Source organism: Sphingobacterium sp. UBA7249 (genome assembly GCF_002472835.1).
GTDB classification, from domain to species: Bacteria; Bacteroidota; Bacteroidia; order Sphingobacteriales; family Sphingobacteriaceae; genus Sphingobacterium; species Sphingobacterium prati.
In genome coordinates, this window is the sequence record NZ_DKST01000015.1 from 206,920 (window position 1) to 220,830 (window position 13,911).

The window sequence follows — 13,911 nt, forward strand, 5'->3', positions numbered from 1 at the left end:
AAACCCATCCTGAACAAGGATGGGTCAAATTTACATTATTTTTTTACTTATTGATTGAAGCGATAACGGACGCCAAGTTGAATTCTCCATCGCGATGTTTCATCGACACTATTTGAGAATGTACTGGTCAAAGGAATCTGGTTCGTCGCATCCAAATAAGGGAAAGAGAAAGTTGGCTGACCTTGAGCATTAAGCCCTTTGTAATTCAAGATACCATTTGCTTTATTAGCGAATTGCGCTACCCCCCAACTTTTATTGATCATATTTCCAAAATTGAAAACGTCGAATGTAATTTGCAATTGATGTTTCTTTCCACCAGCATTTAAGAATACATCCTGAGCAATGCGAATATCTAAAGTTCCGATCATTTTTCCTACAAGTGCGTTACGCTTTGCGTATTGACCCCGGTGTGAATTTAGGTAGTTGTCCTGGTTGATGTAGCCATTCAATTGCGACCAAAGTTGATCAGGTGTACGTAGATCCTTTTCACTGTCGCCTACTAATGCAATTTCAGCCTTACTGGTTGGGATATAAATCAGATCGTTACCTGACAGGCCATCGTTGTTTAGATCACCACCGTAAGTATAAGAATACCGGGGGCCGTCCTGCAATTGATAGAACAATGAAAACGTTGTTCCCAAATGGTCAATGTACTCTTTACGATAAGAGAAATTGGCAATAAACCTGTTTTTTACTAAGTAAGTTGAATAGGAGAGGTCTGCATTGTTCGGGTTTCCGGATACATATCGATCCCTCCACATCGATTGTGCGATTGAACCACCGTCGTTAACAGATCTCGAATCGGTATAGGTATAGCCGATATTAGCAAAAAAACCACCTTTAAATTCTTTGGATAATGTTCCTGTCAGGGTATAACTGTATCCTTTTGAAGTATTGGACATTACGATCGCATCCGAAATATTCGGATTTTCGGGAGTGGGCTTCGCAGCACCATATATCCGTGGTGTAGTATAACGCATGCGGTTATCTGCACCAGTCAAAGCGGTACCATCTGTTGTTTTTAGATTGACATTCCGGAAATAAACAGAATTAATATCCTTGGAATACATCGCCTCAAATGTACCTATGACTCCTCCCGGCAATTTTTGGTCTACCGCAAGATTTGTACGCCATAGCTGCATAAATTTGAAATTATTAGCTGTTACGGCAAGGTTATAACTTGAATTATTGGCTGCTGCCTGATGGTTCACATTGCGGTAGGCATCCACATCCGGTGTGAAAGGACGATTGGTCGGCTTGTCTATTGTTTCAGATCCGAACATAACGCCATTGTTGCCCGCCTGGTTGGAGATCCATACCAATGGTGGGCGACCAGTAAAAATTCCTGAACCACCGCGCACTTGAGTCTGATTGGTTCCATTGACATTCCAGTTAAATCCAATTCGCGGCGACCATAGAATTGTACCTTTAGGGTATTTTGAGACATCAATTTTTTCTCCTTGATCAAAGATCAATTTGCTGACATTTTCATTCTTCAGATTACTAGGAGATGATATGTGTGTGAAATCAGCTCTTAACCCAGCAGTGAGTTTAAAATGATCGTTTACAGCAAAAGCATCCTGGGTATATAAACCAAACATATTGGCTGAAATCTGAGCATAAGGGAAAGATCCATCTGCCAATACGGAATACTGTACCTGGTATTTGGTGGCATTTGAGACATGGTTTTCAGCAGAATTATAGAAATCATCAAGACTGGCAAAAGTATAAGCACCATAATAATTTGGCGCAAAACCATTTGTTGTTTTGTAATTTTCAAAATTCGCCCCTAAAGTGATTTCATGTTTACCAGCGTAAATATTAAAGTTATTGGTAGCCTGGAAAACTTTCGTTTTCAAGCTATTAAATGCTGTAAAAGGTTCATAGCCAAAAGCGGTCATACTACTACCGTCAGGATTCATAATGTCGACCAAGGGAAAAGGTTGTCCACCTTTGGATTCTCTATAATCATCCATCATATTATATCCGACGGTCAAGGAGTTGGAATATTTGCTGTTAATACGTGTTCGCAATTCCAGATTCACATTGTCCATATTATTGTTGATCCCGTAGCCTGCCGAACTGAACGGTAAACTTATATTCGAGGGTTGCCTATTATTTTTCGGAGCCCCGCTATTTGATGGTAAAATATCGCGGTAGGAACGAAAGTAAAAATACTTGGCACTCAGTGTATTTTTAGCATCGATGTTATAATCTAATTTGACCGAAAATTTATCACTTCGTGTATCTAATGGATAATCTTGATAGGAACCGGGATTATATCCGATGGATTTGAGGTATTTCGCTAGATCATCTAGTTTTTCGGCTGAGACTGTTGAAACGTTCGGCCCGGTATTGCCTCCGCGTGAAGCGATAAAGTTTGTGCCCGGATCGACCCTTCGCTCAATTTCCCCACTTGCAAAAAAGAATAGCTTATTTTTAATAATTGGACCGCCGACCGTAAAGCCATATCCTTTGAGGTTAAAATTATTGACGGGAGCTTTCAGACCTGCTGAATTGTATTTATTAACCAGGGCCTGATTTCTGAAATAGTAATTTAATGAACCTTGTATCTCGTTTGTACCGCTTCGCGTGACAGCATTGATTGCAGCTCCTGTGAAACCGTTTTGTCTTACATCATAGGGTGCAATATTGACGGAGATTTCTTCAAAGGCATCCATGTTGATCGGTTGGGAGTTTGTCTGGCTTCCGATAGTTCCCTGTAATCCAAAAGCATTGTTAAATAATGCACCATCAATCGTGAAGTTGTTTGCCAGGTTACTTCTCCCTGCAAATGATGGATTACCGTACTGCATTGAAAATTGAGGAGTCAACTTGACAAAATCCGTAAAACTACGGTTTAGCGTAGGCAGATTCTGTATTGCCATGCGTGAGATATTCTGTGAAGCCCCTGTTCGTCCTGAATTGAAGACTTTTCCCTGTCGTGTACCGACGACAACGACTTCTTCCAAAAGCCGATCATTGGAGATCATCTGAATATCAAGTGTTGAACTTTGTCCCAATGCCAGTTTTTCTACTTGCTTGACATTTGGTGTATGACCTAAATAAGTTACAGTGATTTGATAAGGGCCACCAATACGCATATTAGGAAGGTTATAGCGGCCATCGTTTCGTGATGAAGTCGTGTATTTTGTCCCAGATGGTAAATGGATAGCTTCGATTGTTGCACCATTAATAGGCGTGTTCCCTTCTCTGACGGTTCCATTGAGAGCAGAGGTAGTTTCATTTTGCGCGTAGGTAATCGATGTACCAATTGTGCTTAGCAAAATACTGGTAATCAAATGTTTTCTCATTTGTTTAGTAGCTGTTTAAATGACTAGGTGATTTTCAAACCGCGGTAAAGGTAGTAGTGGATTGTTGATTTTAGGTTAAGTAAATATTATTTAAATGCGCTGAGCAATGCTAACAGGAAATCTTTCCGTCCCGATAGAGGTTAAGGGCTGCATTTAGAATAGTTGTAATGGTTTCCAGTGGTAGATTCTCATCGGGATTGAGATTCCTGCATATTCCGAGACTTTTGTTTTCCTTTTTCAAAATAGACTACTTTTTAAGGCCTATTATATGGTTTAGGCAAAGCTACATCAAGCTCGGCTTTTTTATCATATTCTTCGCTTTTTTTGAGAGTTTTGTATATTCAGATCTATTTAAGCAGAAGAAGAGATTAAATCGCACATTTGACAACCCGAACATTTCGCTCATGGATATAGACTTCAGAAATATTACATATTTGGAAACCGGAAATATTAAACAGAGGAATATCCATAGACTAAATCACAAGTACAATATACTCAAGGTATATAACCCTATAGTCGTTGGCACGATACCGATTAATATAAATATTGAAACGAGTGATGTGGATATTATTTTATATACCCAAAATTTTGATCAATTGGAGATGAAACTGCGGCATGATTTTTCACAGTTTCAAAACTTTCTGCTGGAGAGAATAGCTAAAAATATCGCTGTATGCGGTTTTTCCATTGAAGGGCAAGTTTTTGAACCATATGCTACGGATAAAGAAACAGAGGAGCAAAACGGCTATTTACACATGATCAAAGAGTATGAAATTATCGAGGTCAAAGGGGAAGATTTTGCTGCTAAAGTACGGATGTTAAAAACAAAAGGAGTAAAGACAGAGCCTGCATTTTGCCCGTTATTGAAGCTTGAGGGGGCCCCCTATGTGGAGCTTTTAAAATACCAGATAAGGAATACATAGTATCGAAAAGAATTAGCCATCGTTTAAAAATTAGTCAGGAATCCTTCTTTCTTTACATACTGAATCTGCCATAGGGCGTTATCATTCACTCATCAAGTTACAACCGAATTTGCTAAATCGAGTCAATCTCGGTCATATTGCATCCTATTTGGAATCACCCAAGAAACTCTGAGTCACATACGGCGCTAAACAACGATTTTGATATACATCAAAAATGCAGTCAATCAAGTGATTACTTTTGTGGTAGATCATTTAAATAATTGAAAATGAATTGGATTTCATTAATTATTGCTGGTATTTTTGAAATTGGCTGGCCTTTGGGATTGAAGACGGCGCAACAGCCAGAAGGGAATAAATTTGGCTGGATTATATTGGCTGTCGTCTCCATGACAATCAGTAGGGGATTACTGTTTTATGCACAGAAGGCAATTCCGATTGGTACCGCCTATGCGGTGTGGTGGACCGGATTAGGTGCTGTTGATAATTTGGTAGTGAGAGTATTCTTCTTTGGCGACTCGGCAAATGTCTTCATGCTCTTGTCTGCGACGCTAATTGTGGCGGGTATTCTCGGTTTAAAAATATTTTAATAGCTGTCAGCGGATTCTGATACCGCTTTGTTTTTAAAAAGGAATGCTATTAGAAATCCTTTCTATTGATATGAAATATTAGACCTTGTTTGTCCTCATTGACTTTAGATAAATCACATTTTTTTGCAAAAAAATCAATAATATGGATCAAAACGTGTTGCTAAAGAGGATGTTGGGATGATTTTTGTTGCGTAGGTAAATTATGAGGCAGGAATTGGTAGATAAGATAGCAATGTATAGTAAACGATACGGATTGTTTATGCATCCAGACTATATTAGCTTTGCACGTGATACAACAAGGTTATTACTTCGCAACGAATGTTTGCGTATAGGAGATATAAAAGTGTATCAAGATTATGTTGCCTCTCACTATCCCGAAGATCTCCCCTGGGAAATGAAACATTATCAAGAAGCAGCGAAGGCCTTAATAAAAATGGATAGATTTACCGCTATGGCCTGGGTTGCTTCAAATCAAATTAATCTATTCGAATCAGATATTTTTATTGATGATGAGGATGCAATTTTACGTCCTATACAATTCAAGAACGATGACATGCTGCGTTACAATTTTAACTCATTAGAAGAGCTAATTTATAACCATCAAATACCTGATGATCTATTCCGCAAAAACCAGGCTTATTTTTGGATTGATGCACGTATTGATTTGCGTTAACTGCGCTGATTTGTAATAGCGGTATTTATTCCGCATTAAACCTCCCATAATAGAATTGTGACTAGTGTCACAGGGAAGCTGTCAACAGGATTAATCTGTCTGTATGACAAATACTTCATTATTATCTCCAACGGATACGGTCGGAAATTTCTTGTTAAAGTCAATCGCTACATCCCCTTTGCCAACTGTACCGTCAGCATTTGAATCCCATTCTAAAGCAACGTAATATTTTATAGGATCCGTTTCGTTAATGGTCGGTTTGATTAATTTGTAATGATTTTTTGGAAGATATAGTTTGATTTCAAATGGTAATTCATTCTGCTTAAATCTTTTTTCGGCGATTACTGTTGCTGGAACATCGGCAATGTTCGCCGCGACTGCATATAACTTAATTTTACCGCATGGATTTTTAATTGCAAGAGCATTCGAGTTTTGAAGTTTTACCGATATCCTGTTTTTAGTTGAATCTATTTTTTCTTTTTGTTGGATTGTTGAACAACTGCTGCTTATAAATGCAACAGATAGCAATGTTATAATAGATTTGATCATAGTAATTTTTATTTAAATGTTTGAAAAACTATACCAATTTATAGGTATGAAATATTATAATTTGAAAGATATACCAACATTGGCTATCCCCAAATATCCGAATCCAAATTCACCGTATAGGCCAATTTTATTACCATAACGAATACCGATTGGTGAGGCTTGGTAGGACAGTGCACCAAAATTGTCAGAGCTCTCTTTTTGACGATTATGATATTGTTCGTATCCTACGGCACCCTTGCCATATAGATTCAATTTGCCCTTATCCAGATAAAAGTATTTTATTCCGTTTTTGTGTATTGTTTTGAACTTTAATTCTGAAATATCTTATGGATGGTGAGTGTTGTTATAAATGAGTGCAAATGAGGTTGATATCGCTGATTTGTGTTTTATATATATTAAATAATAAAAAAAGAGTCGAATTGTTTGGATCTTTTTTGAAAAACTAACAATTATTTTGAATTTTCCAGTAGCTTCATTATGTAGTCAACCCATTCTGAATTTTGTACAGTTTGTTCAATATAATAATCCGGTTATATCCCTTTATTGTCTATGCTATATCGGGATGCGGTAGCTTTTGATGAGCATATGGCCTAATCTATATTTTTTACAGAGTGACGCTAAATACATAATCTACATGATTCTACAACCAATGGTCAAAGACGATAATACGAATACTAGCCATAAAAAAGTCCTTCATTTATATATACAAAAACGAAGGGCTTTTGAAGCTATATATGTAGCTGTTATAGCTGTTTTATTTTGAGGTTCCTAAAGGATACACCCCTCGACCAGTCCTGAAGGGCAAGCTTACCACTTGTATGTTTACCGAATTCAGGAAAATCTTTAAAGGTGCTGTGTTTTACCAGATCCTGCCATTTTTGTGAATTGAAATCCATTTCTGCTGTAGCTGTACCATTTAGATAGAACGTGATTTTACCATCTTTCTGTACGATGCTCGATTGGTTCCAATCATCCTTTGCTTTGGTATTGACAAAATTTTGTTGAGGTAAAAACGTGTATAGACAACCTGCGCGTTTCAACGGTTTGTCAAAGTCGGGGTGCGAGTCAGCAAGTAGCTGATATTCTGGCCCTGAATGATAAGTTGCATTGATGTCAGGCCGCTCCTGTACATTGACAAAAATACCGCTATTGCCTTCCTTTTCAAGTTTCCATTCGAATTTGAATTCGTAATTTTTATAATCACTATTGGATACAAGGTCATATTTTTGACTTTGGTTGTTTGGGTCACAGTAGATTGTCCCATTTCTTACCACCCAAGCGGTCGGCACTTTTTTTTCATTGTTGTACGTATGCCAATTGTTCAATGTTGTGCCATCAAATAGTAGCTGCCAGCCCTCTTCTTGCTCCTTCTCACTTAGTGTGTTTGGGGCACTCATATCATTTTTACATGAATAGAATAGGCTGCCGATAAAGACAGCTATAACGATTTTTTTGAATAGGTTTAAGTTTATCATTGTTTAAAGTTTGTCGTATATGAAGTGTTCTTAGGAATTTGATGCACTAAAATAATTTTTAATGTTTACTTTCTTTTATAAATAAAGACATTTATGCGAATTTGTTACACAAATCCAGTCACCAGCTCCTGATAAGCTCTTCTGCAACCGATACATTTTGCCATATTCTTCAAAGAATTTGGGCTCGTCGTATTTATTCTCCTGTATTCTTTTTTATGTAAGTTTAATTCCAAGATCTATCTTTATAGTCCAATTTACATATTATTCATGTTTTTTATTTTTTTTGTTCACGAATACTATTTGTTTTTAAATTTAAGAGCATGGTTAATAAAACTTTGAAAGTGAATTTTGGGACATTAGAATGTACTGAAGGTCCTGAAGAAACATTTGTTTGGTCTGTCCGGATTGCTGTGAACAACCGTTTTTTTGAAGGAGAAATGCCACTTTATATATTGACAAAAACGGAAGATCTAAGTGTTAACATAACAGGGCGTGCGGAAGTTATCCTTGATAATATGGAAAACTATCTTGAAACCGGATATCCTTTTTGAAAAAAACATTGACCGAATAACCTTATGATTTCAAAATAACCGACTAGGAAAAGGAATATTTGGATAAAGAGATTGAAGAATTTCCGGTGGATCTTCCCGAAATTATTCTTTACGACGAGGAGGAGGAATGGGTATTACGGTTTGCTGTAGGCCTATTCAACATTTGTGATCCTTATGGAATCAATATAAATTTTTCTTTAGATAAACCAATTTCCGTTGACAACTTAGAAGATAGTACAGTAATTTAATTTACTGTAGGTTGCAGCCAATTCTCGCCTGAGAAAAACGCGTTATTGTTCACCAATTAATCTGCTGTTAGCATTATATGAATCCGATATTTTCGATAGTTCCTATCATAAATCAGTTCTCATTTTGATAAAATAACCCTATCATTTTGATAAGGTTTCATCAGTTGAATTTTTAGTATTTTATTTTTAATTTACTGTTTTATAGTTGTTTATGTTCTTTGTTACAACTGTGGAATGCTGTTTGGCCTATAGGGACAAATCATAAATGGAAATGATCAGAAAAATAATAGAATCGTCAAAAAGTCCGCCGAACGTGAAGTTCAAATACAAGCCGGGGATAGATATAATATCCCCAAAAACGATAGGATATAGTTTACGAATCTTTACTAATAATCCCCACAATAATGATAACACTCGTACTGATACTAACTGGCCTGCTTTGTTTTTGGTTATTCTTTAAAATGGTGGATTTCTTCGAGAAAATTTAGGAAAACGCAGAATAGAACAGCACTTAAGTCAACGTCAGCCATGAAAGATTTAAATGAAAATAAAAAGCATATAGCTCCAAGAAAATTATCTATGGATCGCATCGCAAAGTTTGTGATGATCATTTTGATCCTAACGATGATCTATCAACTGTATATCAGTTAAATTTTGAAAAAGCATAAGATGAAAAAATTAAATCAATACCGGATCGGTTTGTATATGATACTCCACTACAGGGAGATCCGTTCGGAAATTAATCTTCTGATTCGGAAACACAATTTTGCTGGAGCGCTACAGGCCGTGGTCAACCACCTTCGTACGTTAAGTGCCGCTCGTGATATTGATACGTTGTGCCGGCATATCCACTTTTTGGGAGCACTATATAGCCGGGGTAACCGTTACGTCCAATACATGATGGAAAATTTATTTGTACGCTCTTTGACGGGAATAAAACGGATCTATACGGTAGAAGAATGGATAACGATTGAAAACCGTCTTCCACTTTCTTTTTTGGAAATCCAAAAAAGGCAACAACAGGCAATTTATTAATAGTAAGACAAATGACAGCTTTATTTATAGTAGCACTCATGGTTTTTGGATATATCTGTTATGTACTCCTCAAACCCGAAAAATTTTAGCAGTACTAAAAATACCTCAAAATTCAGTTTTATCCATAGTTCTTCTCGCAGCGCGACAGATCCTGGTGGGTAAAAGAAAATAGTGAATAAGGTAGACAGTAAAATCTTTCAAACAACAATTACACAACTGAAATGAATACAGAAATTTTTGGAATCGTTGCAATGTTTATGATCACATTGCTGTTGGGAATTCCACTTGGCAGGTACATCGCCAAAGTATATGCGGGCGAGAAAACAGGACTTGATCCTGTTTTTCAACCCTTGGAACGTTTGTTTTATAGAATTAGTGGTATAGATCCGACTGTACAGATGACCTGGAAGCAACATTTGGTCGCTCTTTTGACTATAAATTTTGTTTGGTTTCTATTGAGTATGGTCGTATTGATGAATATGGGGCATTTACCCTTGAATCCCGATGGTAATCCAAGCATGTCAGCTGACCTTGCTTTCAATACGTCAATATCTTTTCTGGTCAACTGTAATCTCCAGCATTATTCGGGTGAAACCGGAGTGAGTTACTTCGGTCAGATTTGGTTGATGTTTCTTCAGTTTGTTACGGCCGGTATTGGAATGGCAGCAGCGGTAGTCATTTTTAAGGCATTTAGCGATAAAACCGCAACGAAATTGGGTAACTTCTATGAGTTTTTCCTCAAGTCATGCACGCGGATACTACTTCCCATTTGTCTGCTGATCGCAGCAATCTTTGTCTTTCAGGGGATGCCAATGACGATGGAGGGGAAGGATACCATGATCAATATGCAGGGTGACACCGTGCAGGTGAGCAGGGGGCCTGTCGCGGCATTTGTTCCTATTAAACACCTTGGCACAAACGGTGGTGGATTTTTTGGCGCAAATAGCGCACATCCATTGGAAAACCCAAATTATTTGACCAACATGGTAGAAATGGTCGCTCAGTTTCTTATTCCTATGGCCATGATTTTTGCATTTGGTTTCTTTATCCGCAAACGCAAGTTCGCATGGATGATGTTCGCGGTAATGACAATAGGTTTCTTGATCCTGACAATTCCAAATATCAGGATGGAAGCAGCGGGAAATCCGGCTTTAACACAGATGGGGATAGATACTTCCCTCGGTGCGATGGAGGGTAAAGAAGTCCGCATCGGCGCTGTAGCATCTGGCTTCTGGAGCATAGTAACGACTATGATTTCGACAGGCTCAGTGAATTCCATGCATGACAGTTACATGCCATTGTCCGGTATGAACGAACTTATTGCGATGATGGTCAATGCATTTTATGGTGGTGTTGGGGCGGGAATACTCAATTTCTTTATTTTCATCATATTGGCGGTATTCATTAGCGGATTAATGGTCGGCCGTACCCCAGAATTTATGGGTAAAAAGGTCGAAGCCCGGGAGATGAAAATAGCTATGATTGTGGCACTGGCGCACCCTTTCCTTATCCTCGTTGGTACAGCACTGGCGACCGCGTTTCCGACACAGGGAGCGTCTACATTAAACAATCCTGGATTCCACGGTTTTAGCGAAATATTGTATGAATATACCTCTTCGGCGGCAAATAATGGAAGTGGCTTCGAAGGGTTGGGAGATAATACCCTATGGTGGAATATTTCCACAGGTATCGTGTTGTTGCTCGGACGATTTATACCCATTATCGGCCCCGTGGCGATCGCAGGACTTTTGGCTGAGAAGAAATTTATTCCAGAGGGCGAAGGTACACTGAAGACGGACACGAGTACATTCGGAATGATGGTATTTGCGGTGATTGTCATCATAGCAGCACTATCCTTCTTCCCAGCATTGGCGTTAGGGCCAATCGCTGAATATTTCTCCATGCAATAATTAAAATAATAAAATTTTAGAAATGAGCAATCAACAAACATTGTTTCAGAAAGAACTTGTACAACAAGCGTTAAAACAATCTTTTGTGAAACTAAATCCGAAGGTAATGTTCCGCAATCCAGTGATGTTCACGGTTGAAATCGGAACGCTGATTATGGCCGCAGTTTGTGTTTGGATAATGACCGGGGAAACCTCGCAGGGCTCCCTTGGGTACAATTTCACTGTCTTTGTCATTCTATTCCTCACCTTGCTTTTTGGGAATTTTGCGGAAGCGATAGCCGAAGCCCGCGGAAAAGCACAGGCGGATAGTCTTCGCAAAACCCGTGAGGAAACACCAGCTAAACTACAGGATGGTCGGATAGTTTCCTCTGCAGCGTTAAAAAAGAATGATGTCTTTGTGTGTCGGGCAGGAGATATCATACCACTTGATGGCGAAATTATAGAAGGATTGGCGACGATAGACGAAAGTGCCATCACCGGGGAATCTGCCCCTGTCATCCGTGAAGCCGGTGGCGACAAAAGTTCTGTTACCGGAGGTACGAAGGTATTATCCGACAGAATTGTCGTGCAGGTTACGACTGAACCGGGCGAAAGCTTCCTGGATAAGATGATCGCTTTGGTTGAAGGTGCCAGTCGCCAGAAAACGCCGAATGAAATTGCGTTGACGATACTTTTAGCAGGGTTCACACTTGTTTTTATTATCGTGACTGTTACCCTAAAGCCCTTTGCTGACTATGCCAATGTAGGTATCACGATCGCTTCTTTTATATCACTTTTTGTGTGTTTGATACCAACGACTATAGGAGGCCTATTGTCTGCTATTGGTATCGCTGGAATGGATAGGGCATTGCGTGCGAATGTCATCACAAAAAGCGGTAAGGCCGTCGAAACGGCAGGCGATATTGATGTATTGCTCCTTGACAAAACGGGAACGATTACGATAGGAAACCGGAAGGCGACCAATTTTTATCCTGCAGATACGGTTGAAATGAACAGTTTGGTGCGTGCCGCCGTTTTAAGTTCCATGTCTGACGAAACTCCAGAAGGAAAATCCATTGTCGAATTGGCGGCAGTAAAACCTGCAAGTTACGGCATTCAGGAACCTGTATTTATCAAGTTCACTGCCGAAACACGCAGCTCTGGGATAGACTTTGACGGTACACGTATCCGCAAGGGAGCGACAGATGCGATACGTAATATCGTGACCAAAGCGGGGAATTCGTTTCCCATTGAGACAGACGAACGGGTGAAGACCATCTCGCAAAATGGGGGGACACCATTGGTCGTGGCCGAGAATGAAGATGTGCTTGGTGTGATCGAATTACAGGATGTGATTAAACCCGGTATTCAGGAGCGTTTTGAAAGACTGCGCAAAATGGGGATTAAGACCGTGATGGTAACTGGCGATAACCCGCTGACTGCAAAATATATCGCTGACAAAGCAGGTGTGGATGACTTTATTGCCGAAGCCAAACCTGAAGATAAAATGAATTATATCAAGAAGGAGCAGGCAGATGGACGATTGGTTGCCATGATGGGGGATGGTACCAATGATGCGCCAGCTCTTGCACAGGCAGATGTAGGTGTAGCAATGAATAGTGGTACCCAGGCCGCCAAAGAAGCGGGGAACATGGTAGACCTGGACAATGACCCTACGAAATTGATTGAAGTAGTGGAAATCGGAAAACAATTATTGATGACCCGTGGTACGCTGACCACTTTCAGTATTGCCAACGATGTCGCCAAGTACTTTGCCATTATCCCAGCGTTGTTTATCACGGCAATTCCCGCACTACAAGGATTAAATATTATGCATTTGAATAGCCCTCAGAGCGCTATTCTCTCGGCAGTGATTTTCAATGCGATCATTATCCCATTATTGATTCCATTGGCATTGAAAGGCGTCGCCTATAAACCTATTGGTGCAAGTGCGCTGTTGCGCAGAAATTTACTTGTATTTGGTGTGGGGGGCATTCTCGTACCTTTTATCGGAATTAAAGCGATCGATCTATTGATCGCCCTATTTATCTAAAATATCATTTATAAAATTAACATGAAAACACATATCTATCCCGCTATCAAGATCACAGTGGTGCTTTTGGTGCTGCTTGCAGTCATCTATCCAGCTGTTGTCTGGGCGATCGCACAACTGGCACCCAATCACGGAAAGGGAGCGGTTATAAGCTATCATGATCAGAAATATTATAAAAATATCGGTCAGTCTTTTACTGATGAAGCCTATTTCTGGTCGCGGCCATCAGCTGTAGCGTACAATGCTGCCGGATCGGGAGGGAGCAACAAAGGTTCTTCCAATCCGGAATATCTGATAGAAGTAAAAGCCCGTATTGATACATTTTTAAGGAATAATCCAGGAGTGTCAAGAGGGCAGGTGCCTGTAGATCTTGTCACAGCAAGCGGTAGTGGACTGGATCCCGATATATCCGTGGCAGCAGCCAAAATACAAGTTGCACGTATTGCCAAAGCAAGAGCGATAGATGCAAATAGTTTACAGTCACTAGTGGATGCACATGTGCAAAAACCAATTGCGGGTATGTTTGGACCTGAAAAAATAAATGTACTTGAACTGAATATTGCCTTGGATCAGATGACTGAAAAATAAATGTCGAGGCCTGACGATACGAACAC

At 39.4% G+C, this 13,911-nt stretch carries 14 protein-coding genes; 10 read left to right on the plus strand and 4 right to left on the minus strand.

Annotated features, from left to right (window positions below):
• Nucleotides 1-47: 47 nt before the first annotated feature.
• Nucleotides 48-3,314, minus strand: a complete 3,267-nt coding sequence (locus tag B4A24_RS11610) for a TonB-dependent receptor (protein WP_293945098.1) — start codon at nucleotides 3,312-3,314, stop codon at nucleotides 48-50.
• A 109-nt stretch (nucleotides 3,315-3,423) separates the two neighbouring features.
• Nucleotides 3,424-3,555, minus strand: coding sequence for a hypothetical protein (locus B4A24_RS11615; RefSeq protein ID WP_293945099.1), 132 nt, complete (start codon nucleotides 3,553-3,555; stop codon nucleotides 3,424-3,426).
• Between the two features lie 163 nt (nucleotides 3,556-3,718).
• On the opposite strand from B4A24_RS11615, the gene B4A24_RS11620 reads away from it, so the two are divergent.
• The 3 genes from B4A24_RS11620 to B4A24_RS11630 all read left to right on the plus strand — a co-directional run bounded on the left by B4A24_RS11620 (nucleotide 3,719) and on the right by B4A24_RS11630 (nucleotide 5,497).
• Nucleotides 3,719-4,237 carry a DUF4269 domain-containing protein gene (locus B4A24_RS11620; protein ID WP_293945100.1) on the plus strand — a complete coding sequence of 173 codons (519 nt, stop codon included), beginning with the start codon at nucleotides 3,719-3,721 and terminating at the stop codon, nucleotides 4,235-4,237.
• 266 nt (nucleotides 4,238-4,503) lie between these two features.
• On the plus strand, nucleotides 4,504-4,824 hold the full coding sequence (locus B4A24_RS11625; protein ID WP_293945102.1) for a DMT family transporter: 321 nt from the start codon (nucleotides 4,504-4,506) through the stop codon (nucleotides 4,822-4,824).
• 202 nt (nucleotides 4,825-5,026) lie between these two features.
• The gene (locus tag B4A24_RS11630; RefSeq protein WP_293945104.1) at nucleotides 5,027-5,497 is read left to right on the plus strand and encodes a hypothetical protein; all 471 of its coding nucleotides are present in this window, start codon (nucleotides 5,027-5,029) and stop codon (nucleotides 5,495-5,497) included.
• A 90-nt stretch (nucleotides 5,498-5,587) separates the two neighbouring features.
• Here B4A24_RS11630 and B4A24_RS11635 read toward each other — a convergent pair whose 3' ends face one another.
• Both B4A24_RS11635 and B4A24_RS11640 read right to left on the minus strand, forming a co-directional pair.
• Entirely contained in the window at nucleotides 5,588-6,046 is a 459-nt protein-coding gene (locus tag B4A24_RS11635) for a hypothetical protein (RefSeq protein ID WP_293945106.1), read from the minus strand.
• Between the two features lie 743 nt (nucleotides 6,047-6,789).
• On the minus strand, nucleotides 6,790-7,521 hold the full coding sequence (locus B4A24_RS11640; RefSeq protein WP_293945108.1) for a 3-keto-disaccharide hydrolase: 732 nt from the start codon (nucleotides 7,519-7,521) through the stop codon (nucleotides 6,790-6,792).
• A 320-nt stretch (nucleotides 7,522-7,841) separates the two neighbouring features.
• Here B4A24_RS11640 and B4A24_RS11645 point away from each other — a divergent pair, with 320 nt between their 5' ends.
• The 7 genes from B4A24_RS11645 (at nucleotide 7,842) to B4A24_RS11675 (ending at nucleotide 13,885) form a co-directional block, all read left to right on the plus strand.
• Complete coding sequence (locus B4A24_RS11645) at nucleotides 7,842-8,072, plus strand: hypothetical protein (RefSeq protein WP_293945110.1); 231 nt, start codon at nucleotides 7,842-7,844, stop codon at nucleotides 8,070-8,072.
• A 59-nt stretch (nucleotides 8,073-8,131) separates the two neighbouring features.
• Nucleotides 8,132-8,320 carry a hypothetical protein gene (locus B4A24_RS11650; RefSeq protein WP_293945111.1) on the plus strand — a complete coding sequence of 63 codons (189 nt, stop codon included), beginning with the start codon at nucleotides 8,132-8,134 and terminating at the stop codon, nucleotides 8,318-8,320.
• Between the two features lie 669 nt (nucleotides 8,321-8,989).
• On the plus strand, nucleotides 8,990-9,355 hold the full coding sequence (locus B4A24_RS11655) for a DUF7674 family protein (RefSeq protein ID WP_293945113.1): 366 nt from the start codon (nucleotides 8,990-8,992) through the stop codon (nucleotides 9,353-9,355).
• 11 nt (nucleotides 9,356-9,366) lie between these two features.
• Nucleotides 9,367-9,444, plus strand: coding sequence for a potassium-transporting ATPase subunit F (locus B4A24_RS23890; RefSeq protein WP_172394954.1), 78 nt, complete (start codon nucleotides 9,367-9,369; stop codon nucleotides 9,442-9,444).
• 132 nt (nucleotides 9,445-9,576) lie between these two features.
• Entirely contained in the window at nucleotides 9,577-11,265 is a 1,689-nt protein-coding gene (gene kdpA / locus B4A24_RS11665; RefSeq protein ID WP_293945115.1) for a potassium-transporting ATPase subunit KdpA, read from the plus strand.
• 22 nt (nucleotides 11,266-11,287) lie between these two features.
• Nucleotides 11,288-13,297, plus strand: a complete 2,010-nt coding sequence (gene kdpB / locus B4A24_RS11670; protein ID WP_293945117.1) for a potassium-transporting ATPase subunit KdpB — start codon at nucleotides 11,288-11,290, stop codon at nucleotides 13,295-13,297.
• 21 nt (nucleotides 13,298-13,318) lie between these two features.
• On the plus strand, nucleotides 13,319-13,885 hold the full coding sequence (locus B4A24_RS11675; RefSeq protein WP_293945119.1) for a K(+)-transporting ATPase subunit C: 567 nt from the start codon (nucleotides 13,319-13,321) through the stop codon (nucleotides 13,883-13,885).
• The last annotated feature ends 26 nt before the right edge of the window (nucleotides 13,886-13,911 follow it).